This window comes from Bosea sp. NBC_00550 (assembly GCF_026020075.1).
GTDB lineage: Bacteria > Pseudomonadota > Alphaproteobacteria > Rhizobiales > Beijerinckiaceae > Allobosea.
In genome coordinates this window covers 108,551-135,239 of the sequence record NZ_CP102773.1, presented here as the reverse complement: position 1 = coordinate 135,239, position 26,689 = coordinate 108,551, and the positions used below count along the sequence as shown (strand labels likewise).

Below are 26,689 nucleotides of genomic sequence, written 5' to 3'. Positions count from 1 at the left end.
ATCTCTTTCGACAATATCGCAGGTCCTCATGAACACCGACGAGTTCGCCGTCCGAGCGCCGCTGGCGACGACCTTGCCCGTCATCGGCACATCCGCACGCTTTCCCGTTCGGCGAATCTACTGCGTCGGCCGCAATTACGTCGCTCATGTGCGCGAGATGGGTGGCAACGAGACACGCGATTTTCCACTGATCTTTCAAAAGCCGGCCGATGCGGTGGTGCAGAATGCCGGCGTCGTGCCCTACCCGCCTATGACCGATGACTTCCATTTCGAGCTCGAGCTTTTGGCCGCGATGAAGTCAGGCGGCTACGACGTCTCTCAGGAGTCGGCGCTCTCGCATGTCTATGGCTACGGAATCTGCCTGGACATGACTCGCAGGCGGCTACGGGACACGCCAGCAGGACCGAGTCTCCCCTGGGAGCTGAAGAAGTCCTTTGACCATTCGGCGCCATGTGGGCCAATCCATCCGGTGGAGCGGGTCGGGCATCCAGCGAGTGGTCGCATCAAGCTTGAGGTCGACGGCCACGCGAAGCAGGATTCGGACCTTTCGCTGATGATTTGGTGCATCCCTGAAATCATTGCGACATTGTCGAAATACTACGCGATCGAACCCGGCGATCTGATCATGACCGGCACACCTCACGGGGTTGGCGCGGTCCTACCGGGCAATGTCCTGGTCGGCACGATTGAGGGCCTCGGAAGCTTGACGGTAACGATCGGCGAAACACCCAAGAAGCGCGCCTAGGGCGCGGCCGCGATCTCGGAGCATCGTCCAGTCCGATCCCCGCCGCTTCGGCAATGCGGGATTTTGCGAGCGACCGCGGCGTCGCCCAGAATGCTTTTCATGCCCCGCATGCCGTCCTTCTCGCCTTCGAGCGCCTGATTGCGCTGCGCCAGAGTGAGCCCCGCCAGGAACGCGACCTCGCACTCGTGGCGCCACTCCTCCGACCAGGTCGAGACCTCACGCTCGGAACGATACAGTCCAGTAAGTGAAGGCCGAGGGCGGCCACGGCTTTCAGCCGCCCGCAATTTGAACCCGCCGCGCTGGTCGTCTGCAGTCAGGCGACCGTCGAATGTCCCGTAGTGGGCAGACATCTCAGGTCCGGAACTGGCGCCTCGAAGAACACGACGATCCAGTCCGACTATCCTGCTGCAGTACCCATTACGTTCGCGGCAAGATCACGCTCAAATTCGTAAGCTGTCCATAGGTTCTCTTCGTCCTCACGGTTGAGGCAGGACTTTATCTCTGCGCGCAGACGGCCTTTCAGTAACTTCGCCATCTCATGCGCGAGCGCAACGGCTCGCTCTAGAACGCGCGCCGGTGTGTCGGCTAGCTCCTGGACGAGACCGATCTGATGCGCCCGCGTGCCCGAGAGGGGCTGACCCGTATAGGTCAGAAGCCGCGCCTCTCCCTGCGAGAGCACCTCTCGTACAATCCGGTAACCGCCAAAGGCGCCAACCTTGACTTCGGGCAAAGCCAGCCTGGCGTCTGCTGTCGCTAGCCTGATGTCGCAAGCACAGGAGAGCATAAAGCCCGACCCCATCGCCGCGCCATGAATGGCCGCGATGGCGGGGATCGTGCTCTCGCGCACCGCCTTCATGCCGTCGCGGACGGCACCGGTTCCGGCGAGCGTCTCCTCGGGTGTCAGCGCGGCGAACTCTCTAAAATCATTGCCGCCGCAGAAGTGCTTGTGCGGCAGCCCCGTGAAGACCATCGCAGCAACGCCATCCCGCTCCAGCCCCGCGATAATCCCCGGTAAGGTCCGCCAATGAGCGAAGCTGACGGCGTTGACCGGAGGGTTGTTGAACCGGATGACGGCCACCTCGCCTTCACACTCGACCTCGAACATCGGCGTCAACCCCGCGTCGCATAAGAGGGCGCGCGCTTTTCCAGGAAGGCGAGCGCGCCTTCCTTGGCTTCGGGCGTCCGCCGTACGGCGGCCGTCAGCGTGCATTCGAACTCATAGCCTTCCTTGAGGGTCATGAATTCAGTGCGGTTCAGCCCCTGCTTGGCCAGCCTGATGGCCGGCGGGCTCTTGCTGGCAATCTCCTCCGCCAACGCCATCGCCGTCGGCATCAGGTCCTCAGGGGCTACCACCTGATCGACGATATGCGCCTGCAGCGCTTCCTGGGCAGAGAGCCGCCGCCCCGTATACATCATGAGCCGGGTCATCCCCTGCCCGGCAAGGCGCATGACATGGCGCGAGCCGCCGAGCACGCCGACATCGATCTCGGGCAGCGCGAACTTCGCCTTCTCGGAGGCGATGCGGATGTCGCAGAGCGAAGCCAGCACGATGCCGGTGCCGACGGCGGCGCCGTTGATCGCGCCGACGATGGGGATGGCGCAATCATACAGCGCATTGAAGGTCAGGCGGACATGGGCGAGATACTCGGTCGCCTGGTCGAAATCGAGATCAACGAAGTCGTTGACGTCGTTGCCCCCGCAGAAGACCTTGCCGGCGCCGGTGAACACCGCGACTCGCAGGTCGTTGTCCTCGCCGAGCCGGTGGAAAGTCCGACGCAACTCGTCATAGACCTCGAGGCTCACCGCATTGGCGGAGGGTCGGTCCAGCGTCACGACGGCGAGGCCGCGATCGACCTCGACCTTCACGAACTTGTTGTGATAGCTCATCGTTGTGTCCTCTTCTTGCCGAGATAGCTGTCCTGGATGGCGTTCGAGGCCATGATCTCGCTGGCCCGTCCGTCGGCGACGCAGGTACCCGTTTCGAGCACGACCGCGTGGCGTGCTATCATCTGCGCGAGCGCCAGATTCTGCTCGACGAGCAGGATCGCGACGCCGGTCTCGGCGATGCGATTGACGGCTTGGGCGACCTGATCGACCGCCTTCGGGGCGAGACCCTGACTGGGCTCGTCGAGAAGCAGAAGGCGCGGCCGCGACATCAGCGCGCGCGCCAGCGCCAGCATCTGCTGCTCGCCGCCCGAAAGCAGCCCGGCACGCTGGCCCTCGCGTTCGAGCAGGATCGGGAACAGCGCGAAGACGGCGTCGTAGTCGTTCGTGCGCGGTTCGCCATGGACATAGGCGCCCAGCCGCAGGTTCTCGCGAACGGTCATGTCGCCGAAGACCTGGCGGCCCTCGGGCACGAGGGCGATGCCGCGCTTCACCCGGTCGGCCGAGGACAGCCGCGTGATCTCCTCGCCATCGAGCAGGATCGTGCCGCCCCAGGCTGGGATCAGGCCGGTTAAGACGCGGCACAACGTCGTCTTGCCGGCAGCGTTGGCACCCATCACCACCGTCGGGTCGTCGGCCTGGACCTCGAAGCCGAGTCCGTGCAGCACCTCGAGCCGGTCATAGCCGGCACGCAGCCCTTCAATCCTCAGCATCGGCAGCCCTCCGTCCGAGATAGACGTCGATCACCTTCTGCTCAACCTGGCATTCCTCGGGCGTGCCCTCGAACAGCAGGCGGCCCCGATCGAGCACCGCCACGCGCTGCGACACCTCCATCAGGAAGCGCACATTGTGCTCGACGAGCAGGACCGTGATGCCGGTTGCATTCCAGCGGCGAACCAGCGCCCCCAGCCTTTCGACCTCGGCCGTCGTCAGCCCCACCGCCGGCTCGTCGAGCAAGAGGAGGCGCGGCCTGAGCGCCAAGGCGAGCGCGATGCCGAGATGGCGCAGCGTCGCGTAGGGCAGGTCGCGCGCCGTGCGGTCGAGCACATCGCCGAGATTGCAGGCCTCGATCAGTTCGTCGACGCAGGCCGGATCGGGCGAGTGGACCGAGGCGATGCGCAGGTTCTCGCGAACGGTGAGCCCGAGGAAGGCGCGCGTCTGCTGGAAGGTGCGCACGATGCCGCGCCGAACCGTCTTCGCGATCGGCCAGGGGCCCTTCGCTCCGTCGAAGACGATGTGGCCGGCGCTCGGGGCGATCAGCCCCGAGACCATGTTGATCAGGGTGGTCTTGCCGGCGCCGTTGGGCCCGATCAGTCCGAAGATCATGCCTTCGGGCACGTCGAGCGAGACGCCGGCGAGTGCCACGACGCCGCCGAAGCGCGCCTCGATGTCGCGGATCTGGAGCAGGCTCATGGCGCGCGCTCCCGTCCGCCAAGGCGACGCGCACCCCGCGAAATCAGGCTGGCGATGCCCTGGGGCGCGAAGATGATGAACACGAGCAGAAGCACGCCATAGGCAAGCAGGCTCAGCGTCGCCGCCACCCGCAATCCCTCAGGCAACGCCGTCAGCAGGGCCGCGCCGAGGATAGGGCCCCAGAGCGTGCCCATGCCACCGACGACGACCAGCGCGACGAGCTGGAAGCCGGTCCCGAGCACGGTGAAGCTCTCGGGCGCGATGAAGGAGGAGATCGCGGCAAACAGCGCGCCCGCCAGCCCGGCGAACACGGCGCTGAAGGTAAAGGCTGCGAGCCTCGCGGAGGCGACGCGGATGCCCAGCGCCTGCGCCAGCGTCAGGTCCTCGCGCACGGCGAGGCACTCGGCACCCAGCCGCGAGCGCACGAAGGCGAGGGCAGCCATCAGCGTGGCGAAGAGCAGGCCCAGCGCGAGCAGCGCATAATAAATCGTCGTGCGCAGCGGCAGCCATGCCGGCTGCTCCGGCCCGGGAATGCCGACAAAGCCGCCGACGCCACCGGTCAGTCCTGGCAGCACCAGGAAGAGTTGGTGCCCGATCAAGCCGATGCCGAGCGTCAACACCGCGAAATACAGGCCACGGGTACGGAAGGCGAGTAGCGCTATTAGCGCGCCGGCCGCCCCCGTCAGTGCGCCGCACAGCGGCAGGGCTGCCCAGAAGGACAGGCCGTAGCGCGCCGTCAGGAGCGCGCAGGCATAGGCGCCAAGCCCGTAGAGCGCGCCATGGGCGAGCGAGAGATAGCCGGTGAAGCCGAGCAGCACGTCGAAGGCAACCGCCAGAGTCGCGAAGATCGCGCCAATGGTGACGACATAGACGAAGTAGTCGTTGAGGGTCAGCGTCAGACCGCCGGCCAGCGCGAAGATGAACGATGCGATGAAGGCCGATCTGGAAAGGGGCATGCTGGCCATGATCAGCGCTCCACCTGGGCGCGGCCGAACAGTCCCTGCGGCCTCACGAGCAGCACGAGGACGAGGATGGCAAAGGCACCGATGTCCTGAAGCTCGCTTGCGATGTAGCCAGCGACCAGAACCTCGGCGACACCCAGCACCAACCCGCCGAAGACGGCGCCCCAGAGGCTGCCGATGCCACCCAGGACGAGTACCACGAAGGCCTTCAGCACCGGATTGACCCCCATGGCCGGATAGATCGGAAAGGTCGCTCCGAGAAGCGCTCCAGCGATCGCGCCGAGACCTGCGCCGATGGCGAAGGTCGCGAAGCGGACCTTCACCATCGAGATGCCCATCAGCATCGCCGCGTCGCGATTCTGCGCCGTGGCGCGGATCGCGAGCCCGAGCCGGGAGCGGTTCAGCACCAACCAGACCGCAGCGAACGCGGCCGCGAGGCTGCCCATCACCAGGAGCTGGAGCTGCGTGACTGCAAAGAACGCGGTCCGGATCACGCCTGTCAGCGGGGCGGGAATGGTACGTGCCTCCGTGCCCCAGATCAGCGTCGCGACCTGCTGCAGGATGATCGAAGCCGCAAGTGCCGAGATCATCAGCGAGAGGGGTGGCGCCGTATCGATCGGCCGGAACACGAGCCGATCGACGAGGCAGCCAAGCATCATGATGCACAGCACCGAGATGAGCATCGCGAGCCAGAAGTTGATTCCGGCCGCGACAAGGGCATATGTGACAAAGGCGCCGAGCATGTAGAATTCGCCATGCGCGAAGTTGGGGATCAGCAGCACGCCGAAGATCAGCGTGAGCCCAAGCGCAACGAGCGCATAGGTCGAGCCAAGGGCGAGACCGTTGACCAGCTGCTGAGGAAGGAGTTCGAGCATGGTGAAGACCTCTGGTTCAGTGCTGCCAAGTCACTGCGGGACCTTGGCGAGCGGCTCCCACGCCTGGCCCTTCCAGATGCTAACGACGCCGCGCAAATCGACTTGACCCTTGTCGTCGAAGAGCTTGCCGTCCGGTTGGGCGCTGTACTTCGTCACCAGCGCCGGCACCTCTGCCAGCTTGAGCTCGGTCAGCGCCTTGTTGACCGCGGCGTTCTCGATCGAGCCCGCCTTCTCGAAGGCGGCCTTGAGCATGTGCACGGCGTCGAAGGAGAGCGCGGTCAGTTCACCTGGTGCGTCGCCGAACTTGGCGCGGTAGGCGGCGTCGAGCGCCTTCGCCTTGTCGTCGCCCAGCTTGACGTAATCCTCGGTGGTGGGCGGGATGCAGTTGAACACACCCTCCATCTCCGCTGCCGAGATGTTCTTCAGGACGGTCGAAGGTGGCGAGACCATTTCCCAAACGATCTGGCCGTTGAAGCCGAGCTGTCGCGCCTGCTTGGTGATCAGCGCGCCCTCGGCCGGATAGCCCCGGATCAGCAGGACGGCCGGGTTCTTGCCCTTCAGATTGGTCAGCGCGGCGGAGAAGTCGGTATCGTTGAGCTTGTAGTATTCCTCGCCGAGGATTGTCGCGCCCAGCCCCTTGAGATCTGCCGAGAGCTTTGCCTGCGAGCCCATGAAGCCGGCATGGAAGCGGTCGGTCATCATAGCGACCGACCCGAATTTGCGCGCCTTGAAAAGGTCGACGACCGCGACATTGTAGCCGCTCACGGTCGCCTGGTTGCGAAAGATATTCTTGCCGTTGGTCAATTCGTCGGCGATCGAGCCGTCGATGATCTGCGTGACCTTGTCGCTGCGCTCGATGATCGGCTTGAGGGCCGGCGCCACGCCGCTCGCCAGCGGTCCAATGATGAAGCGGACATCGGCCGCCATCAGCTTACGCAGTGCGGCCACGCCCACGGTCGGGCTCGCCTGGTCGTCCTCGGTCACGACCTTCAGCTTGTAGGCCTTGTCGCTGATCTTGACGCCGCCGGCGGCGTTGATCTGCTCGGCTGCGAGCTGGATGCCGCGGCTTTCGGGCAGGCCATAGAAGGTGGCAGGGCCCGTGATGGGGTGAAGATCGCCGATGGCGATCTCCTGGGCTGCCGCGGCCGAAAGGCCGGCAGCAAGGCACAATGATAGCGTTGCCAGAAACTGCTTCATTTTTTATCCTCCCGTTGTGAACACAAGAACCGGTCGTGCCGTGGCGTTTCAGGCCGCAGTTTCCGCCAGCTTCTTCTTGATCTCGTGTTTCTTGATCTTGCCCGCAGGGGTCTTGGGCAGTTCGTCCATGAAGACGACCTGCCGCGGCGCCTTGAAGCCCGCGATCGTGGCGCGGACATAGGCAATCAGTTCCTCGGCGCTCGCGCCGCTCTCAGGCTCAGGCACGATAGCGGCGACGACACGCTCGCCATAATCATCGTCCGGCAGGCCGAAAACAGCACAATCTCGAACCTTCGGGTGAGCGATCAGCGTGAGTTCAACCTCCTTGGCGAAGATGTTCTCGCCGCCGGAACGGATCATGTCCTTCTTGCGATCGACGAGGTGGACGAGTCCCTTCTCATCGACGCGACCGAGATCGCCGGTGTGCAGCCAGCCGCCGGCAAAGGCCTCCTGCGTCGCCTCCGGACGGTTGAGATAGCCGCTCATCAGCGCAGGCGAACGGATGCAGATCTCGCCGAGTTCGCCTTGGGGAACCTCATTCATGGCGTCGTCGAGCAGCGCGACCTGCGTGCCGGGAACCGGCCGGCCGATCGAGAGCGGCTGGTCGAGCGCCTCTTCCGGCCGGTTGATGCAGATATACGGCCCGCCTTCGGTCAACCCGTAGGCGTTCGCGATGCCGATCCCGACTGCACCGCGCTCGCGAAAGGCATCGACGATCTTCAGGATCAAGGTCGAAGGGTCGTAGTTGGCATAGGCAATGAGCTTCATCGCGCTCATGTCACTCGTCGGCCAGGCTTTGGATTCGACCATCTGGCGCAACACCAGCGGGACGCCGAACATGCCGTTGCACCGATGTGTCTCTATCATCGCGACCGCGCTCTCGGGCTCGAAGCGCTCGGCGATCACGGCCGCGCCGCGCTGAATGAAATAGATCTTGAGGTAGTCCCAGGCGCCGGTGTGGAAGAGCGGCATGTAGCAGAAAAACCGCTCACCCCGCTTGATGCCGAAGACCGGCAGCGCATTCAATGCGTCCAGAATTGTGCGCCGATGCGAGATGACTGCGCCTTTCGGCCGCCCGGTCGTGCCCGAGGTGTAGAGCACGAGATGCGGATCGTCCCAGCTTCGGGCCCGCGAGACCGGCTTGTTTGGAGCCATCGCGGTCATCGCAGCGAAAGCCACGACGCCATCCTGCGCCGGGCCGCGCAGCACGATCGTCGGCTTATCCGCGAGCGGCTCGATCGCTTCCTTCGTCAGAGCGTGGAATTCCGGGCTAGTGACCACCAGCCGGGGCTGGCAGTTGTTAAGGATGTAGGAGATCTCATTGGCGCGCAGCCACATATTGACCGGCACCAGGACGGCGCCCATGCCGGCCAGAGCATAGCCGAGCAGCACATAATCGTCGCTGTTGCGGTCAAGCACGGCAACACGACTGCCATGCCCAATGCCCAGTGCCGCGAGACCGTTCTGGATCGCGGCCATGTCTTCAGCGAATTCACGCCAGTTACGGATGCGCGTGCCGAAGATCAGCGCGGCTTCATCTGGCGCCCAGCGCACATTGTCGGCCACGATATCCGACAGCAAATAGGGCAGTCCCGCGCTTTCAGGCTGCACTGAAGCCTCCATCGACCATGACTGTCGAAGCCGTTGTGAAGGACGACCAGTCGGAACAAAGGAACGCGGCGGTACGGGCGATATCCTCCGGCCGACCCAGGCGTCCGATGGGGAGGACGGTCGGCTTGGAGTAGGCCAACGTCTTTTGCGTCATTGGCGTCTCAATCACGCCCGGGCAGATGCAGTTGACGCGGATGTTCTTGGAGCCGCACTCGATCGCGAGGGCGCGCGAGAACGAGAGGACGCCTCCCTTCGAGGCGGAATAGGCGTTGAGCTTTTCCCACCCTGTCACAGCGACGACTGAGGCGACCGTAACGATGCTGCCGCCGCCCACTCTTTCCATGGCCGCGACGGCCGCACGGCAAACATAGAAGGTGCCGGTCAGATTGACCGCTATGATCTTGTCCCAGGTCTCGTCCGTGACGCGGGTGATCGGCCCGTCCGACGAAGGGCGCCAGATTCCGGCGCAGTTGACCACGGCGTCGATGCCGCCAAAGGCCTGCTCGACGGCCGCGAAGCCCGCATCGACCGAGGCAGCGATCGAGACGTCGCAGGCGTAGCCGAGATGGCCGGCGCCGCATAGTTGCCGGGCGGCGGCCGACGCCGTCGCCTCGTCGAGATCGAGAACCGCAATCCGGGCACCGGCTTCCGCGCAGATCTGGGCGACGCTTGCCCCGATGCCGCTAGCGCCGCCGGTGACGAGGACGCGTTTGCCCTCCAGCATCATGTTGCTCACCCTTGTCTTCCTCGGTTGATGCGCTCTCCGGCGCGTCTGGACGCTTAAGCGCGGATGCGCCTTGCGCGGCCGTTTTCGGCCTGTCGTGATCCTCGCCGTCGGCGCCCCTTCGAAGCGCGACCCCGTCAAGCGCCAAACGAGCGAGTTCGGTGGCGATAGTCTGAGGAGTGGCTCCTGCATGGGCTGCCCAACGATGCACCGTCGACAGCAGCCCGAGGATCGCGAGCATCGCGATCTGGGGATCCTGCATACGGAATTCGCCGCTTGCCTGGCCTTCCTCGATGACGTGCCTGACCCAGGCTTCGAACTCGCGCTCGCGGGCGGCAAGGCCCTTGCGCGATGGGGCATCGAATTCATGGCGCTCGCGCCAGAAGATCGTCAGGAAGCGACGGTTCTCGATGTTGTAGAGCACCTGCGTCTCGACAAGCCGGCCAAGACGCGCCGCCGCACCGCCCGGCGAATGCGCTAGAGCCTCCATCGTCTTGAAGAACTCCACCGTGACGTCTTCGTAGAGAGTCTCGAGCAGATGCGATTTGTTGCGGTAGTAATGGTAGATTGCCGGCTTGCTGACCCCGCAGGCATCCGCGATGTCGTTCATCGAGGTGGCGCGAAAACCCTTGCTGTCGAAGAGGTCGAGCGCCCGCTCATAGACGATGCGGCGCACGCTCTGCGCGCGGCTTCCGTCCGCTCCCGTCCGGGGGAGCGCCTTGATCGGGATCGATCTTCTCATCGGCGTTTCCTCACGGCCCGGTCTAACGCCGTGCTCGACAAAATGGATATTACTTACCGGTCGGTAAGATTGTCAACCCGCACAACTCTCGTTCATGCGACAATCTTGAAGATACCGCCCGGTAGCGACCGGACCGGTTGCGATCTTATCGGCTCCAGCTCGCAGCTTCGCGGGGAGATTGGCCGAACGAGCGAGCACCTAAGAAGGTGGCCGGGTTCGCAAATGAACCGATCGGATACGCTAATTCAGGACGCCAAGTTCGGATCTCAGGTAGAATGTCGCTCCTGCTCGATCTGCTGACAAAGTTGGCAGAATGCCCTGCCTCAACAGGTCCCTGCTCATTACGTGCATTGGCCTACTGCGGGATTTTGAGGCGTCGTAAAGTGATACATACTGGTCCTTGAACGACCGTAGCGAGGCCATCGGGATGGTAATGCCGAGCTTGCTCGGCCCCAAGCTACCAGCGTGCTTGATCGGCAAAATCCCGCTCCGTGTAAGGGCATGAACCACGCGCGAGCCAGCTCCAAGCGCTTCGACGCATTCCCAAAATGAAAGGTCTCTGTCAGATTCAGGTCGAACCCGCGCCACCACGCCATTCAAATCAACCACTAGCGAGTCAATTCCCAAGAGTTCAGGCTTTCGACCAACCCAGTTCAGTTGGTCACCAAGAATGAGTTTTACAATATCGGATCTAGAGCAATTTGCTTTCAGGGCGGCCACTGCGATCGAAAGCTGAAACTCAGTCGTTTCATGAACCAGAACGGCCCTCGCCAAAAGCCTTTGGCAAAGTGACTCTAGAGTTTTCCGACAATGCATTCTTCGCGAAGAAGTATCCTTGACCGCGAAGTGATCGAGGACCCCCGCTTCTACTGGCTGACCTCAGGCCAGCTCGACCATCTCCACCCAATCCGGGCTTTTCCCCACCTCGGCCCGGTCGTTCACACCGAGCCCGCCGCTCCCGCCATCGATGGCATAAACCGTAGCGTGGTCTGTCGACTGCCCCAATACCACCAGGTAGCGCCCGGTCGGGTCGATGCCGAAGCCGCGCGGCTGGGTCTCGGTCGGGATGTGCTGCAGCGGTCGCAATTTGCCATCTGGCTCGACCGCGAAGCTCGCCAATGTCGAGCTGTTCCGCTCCGAGGCGTAGAGAAAGCGGCCGTCCGGCGTAATCTGGATATCGGCGCCCCAAGGCTTTCCGTCGAAGCCGGCTGGCAACATGGTGACGACCTGCTTGGTCTGAAGCGTGCCGTGTTTCGGATCGTAATCGAAGACCGTGACTGAAGCGTCGAGCTCGCCAAGCAGGTACAACCTCTTGCCGGCAGGATCGAAGATGAAATGGCGCGGCCCTGTGCCTTTCGGTAGGACGGTCGTTCGCGGTCGCGTCAGCGTCCCGGCCGCCTGGTCGAAATCGAAGCTGTAGAGCACATCGCCGCCCAGACTTGTCGCCAAAACATGCCGGTCGGAGTCGCCCATAATACCATGGGCGTTCGGCGCAGTTGGAACACGCTGCGCGACCTGCTGCGCGACGCCGTCGGTCGCGATCGGACTCACCGTGACGACATTTCCGTCATAGGAGGCGCCGAACAGGAAGCGTCCGCTGAGATCGGTGCGAATATAGGCGACGCTCTCCGTCATCGCCGCAAAGCCCAGTTCGCACAGGGCACCTGTGGCCTGGTCGATTCGGAAGGTTGCGACGCCGCGTGGCGCCCCCCGCATGGCTGCGTAGAGGAACTCTCGTCCCGGCGACAGTGCCAGTGGCAGCGAGCGACCGGGTTGGGTCACGCCTGGGAAGGGCATGCGCTGGATAGGGCTCAGCGTACCGCTTTTGCCAGAGAGCCGGAGCACACTGATATCACCGCCCAATCCATTGCCAATATAAACGGCGAGATCGGCCTGTCTTCTGGAATGATGATGCGACATGTACGGCTCCTAAATCTTCCCATAGTCTCGACCCACCGGAACATCTACATGTTTGATGATTACGGGGGCTGCTCTGATCCTCCGGGCATCCCGGCCCGAGGCAGATCCGACCTTGATCAACGTAGGGCAGGGGGCATCGGCCTGCGAGGCGTTGCAGAACCAGCCAGCGCCTGCGCCGCGACCGCGACTGGCGCGGTGCTCGGCATCGACCATACTTGTATAGGCATGGACATCGCCGAGCCCGAATAGATGCCGGCGGGGGACGGCGTATTCGCCGAGCAAGCTGTCGGAAGACGCCATCCCCATCAGGCATAAGCCGTCGAGCCATCGGGGCGGCGTGGGACCTTGCGCTCCCAGTGGACGTAGTCCTCCTTGGCGAGCACATCCATGTCCATCTCGACGCCCCAGCCTGGGCGATCGGGACGCAATTCGAGATGGCCATCCTTCGGCAGATAGGGGTCCTTGACGTACCAGGCGCCCTGCGAACGGTCTGGTTGAGCATTGGCGTCGCCGCTGCCGTCGCCGAAGGCGTAGTTGGGGCCATGCGGGAGCCTGTACTCGAGAATTCGGAAATTGGGCTGCGCCGCCGAGAAATGCAGGTTCACGGCGGTGGCAAGAGGGCCCATCGGGTTGTGGGGCGCGACGGTCACATAATGCGCCTCGGCGATGGCGGCGATCTTGCGCATTTCGAGCAGGCCGCCGACGACGCAGATATCGGGCTGGATGATGTCGCAGCCCTTGACCGAGAGCAGCCGCAGGAACTCGAACCGGCTGTAGAGCGACTCGCCCGTCGCGAGCGTGCAGTTGAGACCGCGATTCAGCTCGCCCCAGGCTTCGATGTTCTCGGGCCGGATCGGCTCCTCGAAGAAGAGCGGGTCATAAGGCGCCAATGCGTTGCCGAGCTGCATGGCCTGCTGGGGCTCGAAGATCTTGGCATGAGCGTCGAAGGCGATGTCGTAGTCCGATTGCACCGTCTCGCGCAGGCTGCGGAAATAGTCGGCGCTGGTGCGCACGACCTCGCCCCAGCGATGCGCATGCATGTCGATCCGGTAGGGGCTGAGCTTGAACGCCGTCAGCCCCCATTGCGCGTTCAGCGCATCGAACTGGTCGCGCGCGATGGCCGCGTCCGGCGCGGTATAGACGCCGGCATAGACACGCACGCGGTCGCGGACATGGCCGCCGAGCAGCATGTAGACGGGTACGCCCAGGGCCTTGGCCGAGATGTCCCAGAGGCAATGATCGATCGCCGAGATCGCCGCCAGCCCGAGCGCTCCGGGCGGGAAGCGACTCTGCTGGAGCAGATAGAGGATCAGGTGCTCGATGCGCCGCGGGTCTTGTCCGCGAATGAACTCGAAGAGATAGTCGAGCAGCGGCGGCAGCGCCTTGTCGGGGCCGTGATTGTAGCATTCGCCCCAGCCGGTCAGGCCATCATCGGTGTCGATGGCGACGACGACGCGGGGCCGGTCCTTGTCGCGCGACATGTAGATTCGCAGGCGGTCGATCTTCATCGGCTCAGTCCTTCGGAAAATAGACGCCCCGCTTCCAGCGGGTTTGCACATAGACATGTTCGCGGAAGGTGCCCTGCGCATAGGAGCCGGCCCCCTCGGTGACGGGGATCGAGACGTTCATCTCGCTTGGCCATTGCGCAACGAAATCCTCGTCGATCTCGACGCCGAGACCCGGAGCGTCGGGGACGACGATATAGCCAGCGCGTGAAACCGGATGCGGGATGACAGTCTTGGCGCGGCCCTCCCAATCGTCCTCGATGCGTTCGAGAACGAGCCCGTTCGGGCAGCTCGCGAGGAGATGGAGGGCGGCGTATTCCGCAACCGGCCCGAGCGAGCCGGAATGCGGCGCCAGCATGATGTGATGCGCCTCCGCCATGGCCGCGATCTTCTTCATCTGGGTGATGCCGCCGGCGCGGCCGGTGTCGGGCTGCACCACATCGATCAGATCGCGCTCGATCAACTCGCGCTCGCCGAACATCGTCGCCATGCGTTCGCCCGCTGCCAGCGTCACGGAGGAATGGTTGCGGATGCGGGCATAGCCGTCGAGATTATCGGGTGCGATCGGGTCCTCGACCCACATCATCCTGTAAGGCTCGAGGGCGCGGCAGAGCTGCGTCGCATCGGCTGGTGTCAGCCATGGCGGGCCATGCAGGTCGATGGCGATGTCCATCTCCGCTCCAACAGCCTCACGCAGCCCCGCGACTTTCCTGACGGGATCGGAGACGCCGCCGCATTTGATGGCGGTGACGCCGCGCTGTTTCAGCGAGAGCGCGGTCTCCGGCGTGTTGGCGTGGCCGTAGATGCGGATCCTGTCGCGCAGCTTGCCGCCGAGCAGATTCCAGACCGGCGTGTTCAGCGCCTTGCCCTTGATGTCCCACAGCGCCATGTCGATGCCGGTCATCGCGCCGGCACCGACGACGCCGGTCATGCCGTGGCCCATGATCGCGATCTGCATCTTCTGCCAGAGCCGCTCGATATGCAGGGGGTCTTCGCCGACAAGCAGCGACTTCAAATCCTCGACCGCCGTCCTGATGACGCGAGGCCAGCCGGAGCATTCGCCGATCCCGGTGATGCCCTCGTCGGTAACGACCTTGACGAACAGCCAGTTGCGGCTTCCGGTGAGGTTCTTCGAGAATTGCTGGGTTCCGAACGAGCCGTCTGCAGCCCAGTTCTTCAGGCTGGGGGCGCCCGCATGCATCAGGAATGTCTTGATATCGACGATCTTCATGGGGGCTGATCCGTAGGCTCGTTAACCGGCGTAGCGGTGGCGGCGATGGATGCTGCGGGCCCGTGGGTCGGGTCGCGGAATGGCGGAGAGCAAGGCCTGGGTATAGGCGTGCGTGGGCGCATTGCAGACTTGCTCGGCCGCACCGGTCTCGACCACCTTGCCGCGGTACATCACAGCCACGCGGTCGCACATGTAGCGGATGACGCCGATGTCGTGGCTGATGAATACGTAGGACAAGCCGAGCTTGTCCTGCAGGTTCATCATCAGGTCGAGCATCTGCGAGCGCAGCGAGACGTCGAGCGCCGAGGTCGCCTCATCGGCGACGATGACGCGTGGGTTAAGGGAGATGGCACGCGCGATGCCGATGCGCTGGCGCTGGCCGCCGGAGAAGGCATGCGGATAGCGCTCCCGCCAGGAGGGCTCCAGGCCGACCTGGCGCAACAGTTCAGCGACCCGGTCGTCGAGCTCTTTGCCGGAGGCGATCTTGTTGACGAGTAGGGGCTCGCCGATGATCTGGGCCACTGTCATGCGCGGGTTGAGCGACCCGACCGGATCCTGGAAGATCATGCGGATCTCGCGCCTGCAGGCCTTCAGCGTCTCCTTGTCAGCCTTGAGCAGGTCGACGACCTCGCCGTCGGCGCGTCGATAGTCGATCGCTCCGGCATTGGGCTCGTAGACGCGCAGTAGGCAGCGCCCCATCGTGGTCTTACCCGAACCGGACTCGCCGACGATGCCGAGCGTCTCCCCAGGTCTGACCTCCAGCGAGACGTCGTCGACGGCCTTGAGCGGGGCCTTGGGCGAGCCGAAATGCATTTCCAGATTGCGGACCTGCAGGACGGGCGGAACCTCTTGCGCAAGCGGCGCGCGCCTCAGTCTGATCTCGGCCTTCTGTTCGAGCTTTAGCACGGAGCCGATCAGCATCCGGGTGTAGTCGTCCTGCGGCGCGTGGAATATGGCGTCGACCGGGCCGCTCTCCATCACCTTGCCGTGGTGCATCACCAGCACCTCATCTGCGATCTCCGCGACCACGCCCATATCGTGGGTAATGAACATCACAGCCATGCCGTGCTGCCGTTGCAGCCTCCTGATCAGATCGAGGATCTCGGCCTGCGTGGTGACGTCCAACGCGGTCGTCGGCTCGTCGGCGATGAGCAGGGAGGGTTTGCAGGCAAGCGCCATCGCGATCATTACGCGCTGGCGCATGCCGCCTGAAAACTCGAACGTATAGCGGTCGACGGCGGCTTCGGGTTTGGGGATTTCGACCTGCGTCAGGAGCTCGACGCAGCGCGCGCGGGCCTCTTTCTTGCCCATGTTCAGGTGGAGCTGCAGCACCTCCATGATCTGGTCGCCGACGGTATGGACCGGCGACAGCGACGACATCGGCTCCTGGAAGATCATCGCGATCTCGAGGCCGCGAACGGCACGGATCTCGCGCCCCCGCGGGTTGAGCTTCGCCAGATCGACCGAGCTGCCATTGGGGCGATGCAGGACCATCGCACCGGAGACGATGCGCCCGGGCGCATCGACGATCTGCAGGATCGAGCGCGCTGTCACGCTCTTGCCCGAGCCGCTTTCGCCGACGATGCAGAGCGTCTTGCCGCGCTGGAGGGTGAAGGAGACGCCGTCGACGGCCCGGACGACACCGTTGCGTATCGGGAAATGCGTCACGAGGCCGGTGACTTCGAGGATTGTCGGGGCTAGCGCGGCAGCGCGCGTCTCAGGGCCTGTGGCGAGATCGATGACGCTCATTTGTTGTACGGATCGGCTGCGTCGCGCAGTCCGTCTCCCAGGAAGTTGAGGGCGATCACGGCGATCACCACGGCGACGCCGGGAGCAAACAGCCAGGGCGCGGTCGCGATGGAGCGGATGTTCTGGGCCTCGCGCAGCAGCACGCCCCAGGAAATGGTCGGCGGCTGCAGTCCCAGGCCGAGAAAGCTCAGCGAGGTTTCGGCCAGAATCATCGCGGGGATCGCCAGGGAGATCGACGCGATGATGTGACTGGCGAAGCTGGGCAGCATGTGGCGAAAGATGACCCGCCCCTCCGAGGCGCCGTCGAGGCGGGCCGCGGTGACGAACTCCTCGGTGCGCAAGCTCAGGAAGCGGCCTCGCACGACCCGGGCAAGCTGCGCCCAGCCCGTGAGCGACAGGATCAGCGTGATCATGAAGTAATTCAGTGTCGCCGGCCAATCCTGGGGCAAGGCGGCCGACAGAGCGAGCCAGATCGGGATGCTCGGCAGCGACAGCACGAATTCGATGACGCGTTGCACCGCGAAGTCGATCCTACCGCCGAAATAGCCTGAGATACCGCCGAGCAGGATGCCGATCGTAAGGGAGAGCAGGACGCCGACCAGGCCCACCGACAGGGAGATCTGGGCACCCTGCATGATGCGGCTGAAAACGCAGCGGCCGAGGCGGTCGGCCCCGAGCAGGAAGATCGGCTGGGTCTTGTTCTCCGAGGCGATCAGGTGGGTTGTCGTGCTGAACAGGCCGAAGAGTTTGTATTCGTAACCTTCGCCGAAGAACCTGACATAGCTCCTGCGAGTCTTGTCCTCGCTATAGACCGCCGAGAGCGTTTGCGGGTCGCGCTTGAATACGTTCGGATGGATGAAGGGACGCAACGACCAGCCCCCATCCGCGCCCCGGTCGATGAAATGGATCGTCTGCGGCGGATGAAAGGCGGCCCGCGCGTTCTGTTGCGAGGGATCGTTGATGGCGAAGAAGCCCGGCGCGATGGCGATGATGTAGAGGAACACCGTGACGACCAGTCCGGCCATGGCGAGATGGTGACGCTTGAATGCCCACCAGACGAGTTGCCATTGCGACGCGACGGCCAGTCGCTTGATGTCGATGGACGAAAGAGCGCTGTCGGTCATGGCCTATTCCAGCCTGATGCGGGGGTCGACGAGGGCGAGTAGAATGTCGCTGATGAGCGAGCCGATCAGGGTCAGCGCGCAGATCAGCAGCACAAAGGCGCCGGCCAGATACATGTCCTGGCTCATCAGTGACTGGAGCAGGAGCGGCCCTGCGGTCGGCAGGCTCAGCACGATGGCGACGATGATCGAACCGGAGACCAGGTTCGGCAGCAGCCAGGAAATCGTCGAGATGAACGGGTTGAGGGCGAGGCGAACCGGGTATTTCACCAGCAGGTGGAATTCCGAGAGGCCCTTGGCGCGCGCCGTCGTCACATAAGGCTTGTGCAGTTCGTCCAGCATGTTGGCGCGCATGACGCGGATCAGGCTGGCGGTGCCGGAGACGGCCAGGATGATGACGGGGATCCAGAGATGGTGGAGTAGGTCGATGACCTTGCCGATGCTCCACGGCGCCGTCAGGTACTGTTCGGAGAACAGCCCGCCGACCTCCTGCCCGAATTCGACGGCCGCGACATACATAAGCACGAGTGCGAGCAGGAAGCTGGGAACAGCGAGGCCTAGGAAGCTGAAGAAGGTGATGATGTAGTCGCCGATCGAGTATTTCTTGACCGCCGAGAAAATGCCGATCGGTAGCGCGATGCCCCAGGTGGCGAGCAGCGTCGAGAAGGTCAGCACCAGCGTCAGCGCCATCCGTTCCCAGATCAGGTCTCCGACCGGCTGCTGCCACTCGAAGCTCAGGCCAAAATCGCCCCTGAGGACGATGTTGGTGATCCATTTGAAGTACTGGATGATCATGGGCTGATCGAGCCCGAACCGGGCGCGCAGATCAGCCGCGGTGTTTTGATCGACGACTTCGTTCGAGGCTGCGAGCGTCGCGATATAGGTCGTGACGTAGTCGCCCGGAGGCAGCTGGATCAGCACGAACGCCAGAAAGCTGACGACGACCAGAGAAGGCACCATCCAGAGGAGGCGCTTTGCGATGAAGCGGAGCATGGCACAGCCTGTTTCGGTGAGGGAGCCCGGTTACGCTCGAAGCGTAGCCGGGCTCCGGTCGCTCATGTCGCGAAGAAGAACTGCTGTGGCAGGGCCGGGCCGGGATTGGGCCAGGTCCAGGCGTTGGGGTATCGCGCCGGCACGTTCTGCAGGTTGTTCTTGCAGATGCCGAAGGCGTTGACCGCAAGGCAGATGCCGACGGTCTCGAATGCCTCGGCCGTAAGGTCGAAAACTTGCTTCATCAGAGCGGCGCGCTTCTGCAGATCGGCCGTGGCGCGGGCCTGATCGAACAGCTTCATCCGCTGCTTCTGGCTCTCCGGCGGTTCCTGGCCGTCCTTGCCGCCCGAAACATACCATTGCGCCCAGGGAATGGCGTAGCGCGAGCCCTGCGTATGCTGGGCGAAGTAGTCGCGCGGATCGAGCATGGGGTCGAGCCCGCCGGGCCCCGGCCAAACCGCCGCGTCATGGTCGTTGTTGTCACCCCGCGTGTAGTAGAGCGCGCGCTCGATCGTATTGACCTTGATGTCGACGCCGATCTCGGCCCAGTGGCGCTTCACCAGTTCGAGCGCGTCGACCTCGTCGGGATACAGGGTCGGGATCACGTCGATCGCGAAGAAGACCTTTTGTCCGTCCGGCCGCAGCCTGATGCCGCTGCCGTCCTTCTTGGCGTAGCCGAGCTTGTCTAGGATGGCATTAGCCTGGGCCGGGTCATGATCGGTGAACTGCTCCGACAGGCCCGCATGATACCAGGGGTGCCCGGGGCGCGGCCCGGTCTGGTGCGGCTGCGACTGGCCGAGATAGACGAGGTCGATGATCTCCTTGCGGTTCATGCCGAGCGAGAGCGCCTTGCGGAATTCCTTGTTGGCGAACATCTCCCTGACCTTCGCGTCCTTGTGGGTCATGTTCAAGTAAATCTGAACCTGCTGGGACGAGGAGCTGATCAGCTCGATCAGGCGGTAGCCGCCCTTCTGCATGTTCTGCGACAGCGTCGGCTTGTTCTGCAGCGTGTCGAGATGACGCTCCTGAATGTCGAGACGTCCGGAAATCGCGTCGAGCATCAGCGACTCCACGTCCTGCGAGATGTTGAAGGTGAGCCGATCGATATAGGGCAGCTGGTTGCCCGCGGTATCGACCTGCCAGAAATAGGGATTGCGCTCCATCACGACGCGGGTCGCGCCGCCGGTATAGGCCTCCTTGACCACCCAGGGGTCGAGTGTTGGCTTGTCGACATTGCCCCAGCGCGAGGGAATTTCGATATCGCCGCATTTGTTTCGGAACAGCGTGCCCCAGTCGGAGAGGTTCGCCGCCTTGACTAGATCCGCGATGCCGGAATTGTATTTGGGGTGGAACTGGCTGCAGTAATGCTTGGCGAAGAGCGTCGGATATTGCCCGAGCGGCGTCGCCATCTGCTCCAGGAACAGTGCATAGGGGCTGGCGAAGGTGAACTTGACTGTCGTCTCGTCCACCTTGCTTGCCGTGCAGGACTTGTTGTCGATGACGATCGCCGAAGGAGCGGATTTGTAGAGTTCGGTGTTCTTGGCACAATCCTCGATGGAAAAGACGACATCATCGGCCGTGAACGCCTTGCCGTCGGACCATTTCATGCCCTTGCGCAGGTAGAAGGTGAATTCGGTCGAATCCGGGTTCACCTCCCATTTGTCGGCGACATTGGGCAGGACTTCGGTGAAGGCGAGGTTCCAGCGCACCAGGCCCTGATTGCCGACCATCCTCAGGATGCCGTTATGGTCGGAGGAGCCGCGCAGGCCGCGCCTGAGCGAGCCGCCATAGCGGCCGACCTTCTCGACCGTGATGACCAGAGGATTGGCCGAGATGCGCTCGGCCAGCGGCGGCAGCTTGCCGTCCGCCGCCAGTTTGGCGAGAGCCGGCGCTTCCTTGGCGGCCTGCGCGAAAGCCGCATGGGGCAGGGCCGAAAGCGCGGTTGCGCCGGCAAGCCCCTTCAGCATGTCGCGGCGGTCGAGCCCGCGGCGCCGATACGCTCCTCGTTGGGTGTCCTTGCTCATGCTATCCTCCCTCACTGAGGTGTTGCCGGCCCTTTGGCCTTGTCGTTCAGGGTCGAAAGCTGTCGGGCGGCGGCTGGTGCGACCGCCCGTCTTGTTCACATCAAGCCACTCCGATCCGCACCGTGGCCCGAAGGACTTCGCCGGGGTTCAGCACGCGCATCCCGGTCTCCGGCTGTCCGGCTGCCGCGAGATTAAAGGCGTCCGCGACATGGCTCACGGGCTCAAGGCACAGATAACGCCCGCCAGCCGGGACATGTAATACGAGATGGTCAAGAGGGGCGCTGGCCTGGATCACAATCTCAGTGCCGTCATGCCGTTGAATCCAGGCATTGCCATCCCAGCCGGCGTAGTAGGTCGTGACGTCCCTGTCGCCATGACCCGAGTCGTATTGGCGGGCGCTGCCCGCAAGCCGGTGAAGCTGCTTCCCGCACCCGTCGGCATCGGCCTGCCACAAGGCGTCCGCGGTGAACCGGATCCTGTCGCCCTTCGAGACCGCGAAATAGGGATGAACACCCAGTCCCATTGGCATGGCCGAGTCCGCGCGGCTTTCAACGCCGATCTCATGCGTCAGGCCTGAAGGACCAAGCGTGATCAATTGCACCACCTCGAACGCCCAGGGCCAGCCATTGGGATCACTTTGCGGATCGTGGCGGTGGCGCATCTCGATCTGAGCTGCGGCCTGCCGGCTCACGGTCCAGGGTCGCATCTGGCAGAAGCCGTGCAGCGCGTGCGGAGCCGCGGCCGGGTGCGGCGCCAGTTCGACCCGGGTTTCGCCGAAGCGGAACGTGGCATCACGGATGCGGTTGGAATAGGGGACGAGCGGATAGCTGCCGGCCTTTGGCCAGATGGCAGGGTCGAACGCGGCTTCGGGCATCGGCACCAGCAGGTCGGTGCGATGGCCGCTGGGCTCCCTGCGCCAGAACGAGGCGATCCGGCCCCCATCCCGAGGCCTCACTGGCGCTCTCATCGGCCCGGCCGAGAGAGCATGGACAGACGGCGAGGCCTGCGCAGAACGAAGCTGTGCCGTCGTCGCGTCCGCCATAGTCACGTTTCGTCCCATGAGCCGGGATGTCCCCGATCTTGAGTGAAAGGCTAGGAGCGGTGTCGGGCTCTGTCAACGGCCGTTCTTACTATGTATGAAACCATGCCTTATCTCGCAGTTGCAGCATCAATATTTCTTACATCGTAGTAATTCATCGTTGCGAGCTGCCGGGCGCCTGCGTAAGTTGCGGCCTTCGCCGCTTCATCTCGCTTGGACAGGCCCGGCTTCCTTTCATGCGCAATCGTGTCGCCAGCCTCGAGAAGGATGCCGGGCCCGACGATGAGGGGCCGCGCGACGAGGTTCGCGGCACGCGACTGGTCGGCAAGGCGCTGAACCTGATCGACCTGATCGCCGCCTCGCCCGGCGAGCACCGGGCACAAAGCCTGGCCGATGAATTGGGCCTGCCGCGCAGCACGGCCTACCGCATCATCAATACCTTGCAGCAGCGCGGCCTGGTTCGCGTCGATGCTGCCGGGCAGGGCTATTTCCCCGGCTTCAAGTTTCTAGAATACGCTCAGGCCGTTTGGCCGATCCCGGATCTGCCGATGCTCGCCATGACGGAGATCCGCTGGCTGCACGAACTTAGCGGGGAAACCGTCTATTTCGCCGCGCCCGGTGGCGCCAGCATGATCATCCTGCAGAAGATCGTGAGCCTGTATGCAGTCAGCACGGGCGCGCCTCTGGGCAGCCTGCGGCCATTCTACTGCTCGGGAATGGGCAAGGCTCATCTGGCAGCATTGGCGCCGGCCCAGCGCGAGGCCCTGATCGGCCGCATGAGCTTCGAGCGCGTCACGGATCGCACGATCACCGACCCGACCCAGCTACGCTCGCAGCTCAATGTCTTCCGGTTGCGAGGCTATGCCATCGACGACGAGGAGTTCATGGAGGGGGTGCGCTGCGTCAGCGCAGCCGTGCCCGGCGATGGCGACGTCCCGATCGGAGCCTTCACGGTATCGGGGCCCTGTTACAGGATGACGCTGGAGCGCGCTCATCAGCTCGGACCCGAGGTTGCAACCGCAGCCCGGCGGCTTGGCGAGGCCATGGGGCGGCGCGGCGGCACGCGTCCGCGTGGCCGGCCCGATGGCGGGGAGATGCCGCTCGCCTCCAGCGCCCGCTCGTTCCTTGGGAAGTCGCCGAGTTGGGATGCCGAGACCAGCTCCTTGCTCTGGCTGGACGCGCTCGCGCCCGCCATCATGCGTTCGCGCGACGAGGAGCCCACGGCTCCGCCCCGGTCGGAGGTGATGGCCCGGTTTACCTCGCCGGCGATGGCCCTGACGTCGATGGGCGAGGGGCACTGGTTCGTCGCGACGGAAAAGGGCGCCATGACCGTCGACCGGGATGCGCGCTTGACGCCGTTGAGCCTCGAGCTGTCGCCGGAGGTGCTCGCCGGCATCACCTGCGCCTGCCAAGGGCGCGATGGGCAGATCTGGCTCGGCGTCGGGGAAACATCGGGTCCCCAGATCCGTCCGGGGCTGTACCGTCTCATCGACGGTGAGGCCGTGCTGGAGGCCGAACTGCCGTCTGCTCCCACCGACATCCTGATCGATTCCTCCGGGCGTCATCTCTACGCCGCCCTCCGGGATGCCGGTGACATCGTCCGTTTCCGCATCGGGCCGGGCAACGAGCCCGGGAGCCCGGAGCTGGTCGCGCGCGTCGATGCCCTGCACGGGCGCCCCATGGCGCTGGCTCTGGAAAAGCCGGATCATCTGTGGGTCGCGTTGTGGGATGGCTGGAGTCTGGCGCGGCTGCGGCGCGACGGCTCCGACACGCGGCTTCTGTCCTTGCCCGTGCCGCGCCCGACAGGGCTGACATTCGGCGGCCGCGATGGCGACCTGCTCTATGTCACCAGTGGCCGGATCGGTTTGACTCCGCAGCAGATTGCCGAGTCTCCGACCTCGGGCAATGTCTTCGCCCTCGACGGCCGCCTTCGCGCGGCCTTGCTGCGCTGAGCCGGGGAGCCGCCAAGTCTATCGCCAAGCTCAGGTCTCTCATCACGCTCAAGTCTATCATCTCGCTCAACGATAAAAGCCGGGAGACGACGCATGGAAGAACAACCGCCGACCGCCCTTCGCAACCTGCTGATCACGGGCGGGGCCGGCAATATCGGGCGGAAACTGCGCCGGGAACTGGGCGCCCGCTTCGAGCGCATCCGCATTCTCGATGCCGTGGCGCCGGCTGAGCTGGCTGCGAACGAAGACGCCGTGCTTGCCGATATTGGCGACATCGCCGCCGTCGAACGGGCCATGGAGGGTATGGCCGGGGTGATCCACATGGCGGGTGTCGTGCGCGAAGCGCCGTTCGAGGACATCTTGCAGACCAATGTCGTCGGCACCTGGAATGTCTATGAGGCTGCACGGCGTCAGGGCGTGCGCCGCGTCGTCTTCGGCTCCAGCAACCACGCCGTCGGCTTCTATCCCCGCACGCAGCGCATCGACGAGACGGTCCTGCCACGCCCCGACGGTCGTTATGGGCTGAGCAAATGCTGGGGCGAGTCAGTGGGCGCCCTCTATGCCGACAAATATGGCATTCGCAGCATGCATGTGCGGATCGGCAATGCCGCCGACATCCCCGGCAATGCCCGCACGCTCAAAATCTGGGTCAGCGGGCGCGATCTCGCCCAGCTCTGCCTGATCGGGCTGGAGCATCCCGACATCCACAACACCATCGTCTATGGCGTTTCGGACAATGCCGGCGGCTGGTACGACAATGCCGTCGCTCACGGCCTGGGCTACCGGCCCCAGGACCATGCCGAGGACTATACCGAGGAAGCGATGGCGGGAGAGGCCCAGCTGACGCATGAGCCGCCGGCGCTCTTTTTCCAGGGCGGCGGTTTCTGCTCCATCGAATATGCCGGCGCACCGGTTCCGCCACCTGCCTGAGGTGCGGCCCCCTGTGCGACCGACTTTTCCCCTCCTGACCGTCACGAGGCCGCCGATGCGCATCATCGATGTCCGGGTCACCCCGATCGCCTTCCGCGATCCGCCGCTTCTGAATGTTTCCGGCGTGCACGAGCCCTGGGCCCTGCGCAGCATCATCGAAGTGGAAGCCGCCGATGGCCATGTCGGGCTCGGCGAAAGCTATGGCGATCTCGAAACCCTGGCCAATCTCGGCAAGGTGACGCCTGGCTTGATCGGGCTCGATCCATTCGACCTGAACGGGCTGACGCGGGTCGTCTATGCGGCGGTCGGCGGCGATCCCGATCCCGGCCAGAGCTTCGCGCCTGCCGGCGACAAAGCCCGTGCCTCGGCGCTCGCGGCCTTCGAAGTCCCCTTACTCGATCTACAGGGCCAGCTGACAGGTCGCCCGCTCTACGAAATCCTGGGCGGCAAGCTGCGTGACCGGGTGCCCTACAGCGCCTACCTCTTCTATAAGTTCGCTGGGCATAAGGATGATCCCGGCTATCCGGCAGATGATTGGGGCGAGGCGCTCAACCACGAGCAGATGGTCGAGCAAGCGCGCCGGATGGTGACGGAGTTCGGCTTCGGTTCGATCAAGCTCAAGGGTGGCGTGTTCGAGCCGGATTTCGAGATCGAGACGCTCCGGCACCTTCGCAAGGCGTTCCCAGATCATCCGTTGCGGATAGATCCCAACGGAGGCTGGTCGGTCGAGACGACTCGGCGCGTCATGCCGCAACTGGAGGGGCTGCTCGAATATCTCGAGGACCCCGCCCGGACGCTCGCCGAAATGGGGCAGATCGCGACATTCGCGCCGATGCCTCTAGCCACCAACATGGTCACGATCGCCTTCGGGCATATTCCGGAAACGGTTCGCCTGAATGCCGTTCAGGTCGTTCTGTCCGACCACCATTATTGGGGCGGCCTGCGCGCCACCCAGCATCTCGCCCATCTCGCCCGTGTCTTCGGCTTCGGGATCTCGATGCACTCGAATTCTCATATGGGCATCAGCCTGGCGGCGATGACCCATGTCGGAGCAACGATCCCGAACCTCGCCTATGCTTGCGACACACACTATCCGTGGCAGGTCGAGGAGGTGATTGAGGGCGGCAAGCTCCGGATCGAGAGCGGCTCGGTTGCGCCGCCAGATGGACCAGGGCTCGGCGTGCGGCTGGACCGCGCGGCGCTGAGGCGCCTGAACCAGCAATATCTCGCTTGCGGCATCCGGGTGCGCGACGACACCAAGGAAATGCGCAAATACCAGCCGGACTTCAATTCGGCGCGCCCGCGTTTCTGAAGCTGACTCACGGGCCCGCGGGCGCGGAAGCCCGCAAGAGGCTCACAACTAAATACCGGCTCGCCCGTTACTACGAGCGATCCGGCTGTGAGCTGACACAGATTCTCCAAATTATCTTGCTGAATTATGAAGTTAAAATCGTCGATATATTAGAGAGAAAAACCGGACAATCGAGGAATTATGTTGAAATTATTATGGATTTGATCTAGGCAGGACACCGTCTTCGCTCCGGCCTCCTGCTCCTTCAGCATCCCGATGATCTGCTCTTCCGTGAACCCGTGAGGGGCGCATCGTCCGTCTCCATGAGCGACGGACTCTACTCAAATCTGGAGGAAAATCAGGGTCTCAGGTCATCGGGTGGGACGCTAATCCACATAACCCAGATGGAGCGCATCTGAAAACAGAAAAGCCTATGGACCGTTTAGGGGTAAAACCGCCGTCCCGTTGGCAAGCTCTCTTATTGGGCAGAAAGACTTCTACGTACGCGGGGAAACGCGCATCTTCAAGTGAAGCCTACTTCTTGTTTGACGGCATTGACGCAGCGTTGAAGGGGGTAGGGACGAGTGTGGCTGGTAGCCCGCCTCTTGACCTCACCCGGGGCGGTGGGTGACGCTACGGAAAATCGGGGGGCTGCGATGAGTGAGGAAGAGACACCCCATGTGACTGCAACGCCGAAGGGGAAGCGCCCACGGGCAAAGGGAACTGTCGCTAAGGCTGCCGCTCCTAAAATGCCCGCAGGTCTGGTAGTCGCTAACATCAAGGA

At 63.8% G+C, this 26,689-nt stretch carries 23 protein-coding genes; 4 read left to right on the top strand and 19 right to left on the bottom strand.

Annotated features, from left to right (window positions below):
• Positions 1-28 precede the first annotated feature (28 nt).
• On the top strand, positions 29-745 hold the full coding sequence (locus tag NWE53_RS27585) for a fumarylacetoacetate hydrolase family protein (RefSeq protein WP_265055411.1): 717 nt from the start codon (positions 29-31) through the stop codon (positions 743-745).
• Here the strand turns inward: NWE53_RS27585 and NWE53_RS27580 are convergent.
• The 19 genes from NWE53_RS27580 to NWE53_RS27490 form a co-directional block, all read right to left on the bottom strand.
• The gene (locus NWE53_RS27580; protein ID WP_265055410.1) at positions 742-1,095 is read right to left on the bottom strand and encodes a DUF7696 family protein; all 354 of its coding nucleotides are present in this window, start codon (positions 1,093-1,095) and stop codon (positions 742-744) included. The genes NWE53_RS27585 and NWE53_RS27580 overlap by 4 nt on opposite strands.
• A 47-nt stretch (positions 1,096-1,142) precedes the next feature.
• Positions 1,143-1,850 (bottom strand): enoyl-CoA hydratase/isomerase family protein, encoded by a 708-nt coding sequence (locus tag NWE53_RS27575; RefSeq protein WP_265055409.1) that lies wholly within the window; start codon positions 1,848-1,850, stop codon positions 1,143-1,145.
• A 5-nt stretch (positions 1,851-1,855) separates the two neighbouring features.
• Positions 1,856-2,632 carry an enoyl-CoA hydratase-related protein gene (locus tag NWE53_RS27570; protein WP_265055408.1) on the bottom strand — a complete coding sequence of 259 codons (777 nt, stop codon included), beginning with the start codon at positions 2,630-2,632 and terminating at the stop codon, positions 1,856-1,858.
• A complete protein-coding gene (locus NWE53_RS27565) occupies positions 2,629-3,342 on the bottom strand; it encodes an ABC transporter ATP-binding protein (RefSeq protein ID WP_265055407.1) in 714 nt (237 codons plus the stop codon). Before NWE53_RS27565 ends, NWE53_RS27570 begins: the two co-directional genes overlap by 4 nt.
• Entirely contained in the window at positions 3,329-4,042 is a 714-nt protein-coding gene (locus tag NWE53_RS27560; protein WP_265055406.1) for an ABC transporter ATP-binding protein, read from the bottom strand. The genes NWE53_RS27565 and NWE53_RS27560 overlap by 14 nt, the downstream gene beginning before the upstream one ends.
• Positions 4,039-5,007, bottom strand: coding sequence for a branched-chain amino acid ABC transporter permease (locus tag NWE53_RS27555; RefSeq protein ID WP_265055405.1), 969 nt, complete (start codon positions 5,005-5,007; stop codon positions 4,039-4,041). Before NWE53_RS27555 ends, NWE53_RS27560 begins: the two co-directional genes overlap by 4 nt.
• 2 nt (positions 5,008-5,009) lie before the next feature.
• Complete coding sequence (locus NWE53_RS27550; protein ID WP_265055404.1) at positions 5,010-5,879, bottom strand: branched-chain amino acid ABC transporter permease; 870 nt, start codon at positions 5,877-5,879, stop codon at positions 5,010-5,012.
• A gap of 30 nt (positions 5,880-5,909) precedes the next feature.
• Positions 5,910-7,076: an ABC transporter substrate-binding protein gene (locus NWE53_RS27545; RefSeq protein WP_265055403.1), complete on the bottom strand. Its 1,167-nt coding sequence runs from the start codon at positions 7,074-7,076 to the stop codon at positions 5,910-5,912.
• Between the two features lie 48 nt (positions 7,077-7,124).
• Positions 7,125-8,687, bottom strand: coding sequence for a class I adenylate-forming enzyme family protein (locus NWE53_RS27540; RefSeq protein WP_265055402.1), 1,563 nt, complete (start codon positions 8,685-8,687; stop codon positions 7,125-7,127).
• Positions 8,677-9,414 carry an SDR family NAD(P)-dependent oxidoreductase gene (locus NWE53_RS27535; protein WP_265055549.1) on the bottom strand — a complete coding sequence of 246 codons (738 nt, stop codon included), beginning with the start codon at positions 9,412-9,414 and terminating at the stop codon, positions 8,677-8,679. The genes NWE53_RS27540 and NWE53_RS27535 overlap by 11 nt, the downstream gene beginning before the upstream one ends.
• Positions 9,371-10,087, bottom strand: a complete 717-nt coding sequence (locus NWE53_RS27530; protein WP_265055401.1) for a TetR/AcrR family transcriptional regulator — start codon at positions 10,085-10,087, stop codon at positions 9,371-9,373. Before NWE53_RS27530 ends, NWE53_RS27535 begins: the two co-directional genes overlap by 44 nt.
• A 945-nt stretch (positions 10,088-11,032) precedes the next feature.
• Entirely contained in the window at positions 11,033-12,073 is a 1,041-nt protein-coding gene (locus NWE53_RS27525; RefSeq protein WP_265055400.1) for a lactonase family protein, read from the bottom strand.
• Between the two features lie 305 nt (positions 12,074-12,378).
• On the bottom strand, positions 12,379-13,581 hold the full coding sequence (locus tag NWE53_RS27520) for a mandelate racemase/muconate lactonizing enzyme family protein (RefSeq protein ID WP_265055399.1): 1,203 nt from the start codon (positions 13,579-13,581) through the stop codon (positions 12,379-12,381).
• Positions 13,582-13,585: 4 nt separating this feature from the next.
• A complete protein-coding gene (locus NWE53_RS27515) occupies positions 13,586-14,809 on the bottom strand; it encodes a mandelate racemase/muconate lactonizing enzyme family protein (RefSeq protein WP_265055398.1) in 1,224 nt (407 codons plus the stop codon).
• A gap of 21 nt (positions 14,810-14,830) precedes the next feature.
• A complete protein-coding gene (locus tag NWE53_RS27510) occupies positions 14,831-16,558 on the bottom strand; it encodes an ABC transporter ATP-binding protein (RefSeq protein WP_265055397.1) in 1,728 nt (575 codons plus the stop codon).
• Complete coding sequence (locus NWE53_RS27505; protein ID WP_265055396.1) at positions 16,555-17,682, bottom strand: ABC transporter permease; 1,128 nt, start codon at positions 17,680-17,682, stop codon at positions 16,555-16,557. Before NWE53_RS27505 ends, NWE53_RS27510 begins: the two co-directional genes overlap by 4 nt.
• 3 nt (positions 17,683-17,685) lie before the next feature.
• On the bottom strand, positions 17,686-18,672 hold the full coding sequence (locus NWE53_RS27500; RefSeq protein WP_265055395.1) for an ABC transporter permease: 987 nt from the start codon (positions 18,670-18,672) through the stop codon (positions 17,686-17,688).
• 62 nt (positions 18,673-18,734) lie between these two features.
• On the bottom strand, positions 18,735-20,693 hold the full coding sequence (locus NWE53_RS27495; RefSeq protein WP_265055394.1) for an ABC transporter substrate-binding protein: 1,959 nt from the start codon (positions 20,691-20,693) through the stop codon (positions 18,735-18,737).
• 100 nt (positions 20,694-20,793) lie between these two features.
• Entirely contained in the window at positions 20,794-21,573 is a 780-nt protein-coding gene (locus NWE53_RS27490; RefSeq protein WP_265055393.1) for an aldose epimerase family protein, read from the bottom strand.
• 395 nt (positions 21,574-21,968) lie between these two features.
• On the opposite strand from NWE53_RS27490, the gene NWE53_RS27485 reads away from it, so the two are divergent.
• From NWE53_RS27485 to NWE53_RS27475, 3 genes are all read left to right on the top strand, one after another.
• Positions 21,969-23,684 (top strand): IclR family transcriptional regulator domain-containing protein, encoded by a 1,716-nt coding sequence (locus tag NWE53_RS27485; protein ID WP_265055392.1) that lies wholly within the window; start codon positions 21,969-21,971, stop codon positions 23,682-23,684.
• Positions 23,685-23,777: 93 nt separating this feature from the next.
• On the top strand, positions 23,778-24,614 hold the full coding sequence (locus NWE53_RS27480) for an NAD-dependent epimerase/dehydratase family protein (RefSeq protein WP_265055391.1): 837 nt from the start codon (positions 23,778-23,780) through the stop codon (positions 24,612-24,614).
• A gap of 55 nt (positions 24,615-24,669) precedes the next feature.
• Positions 24,670-25,926: a glucarate dehydratase family protein gene (locus NWE53_RS27475; RefSeq protein ID WP_265055390.1), complete on the top strand. Its 1,257-nt coding sequence runs from the start codon at positions 24,670-24,672 to the stop codon at positions 25,924-25,926.
• The last annotated feature ends 763 nt before the right edge of the window (positions 25,927-26,689 follow it).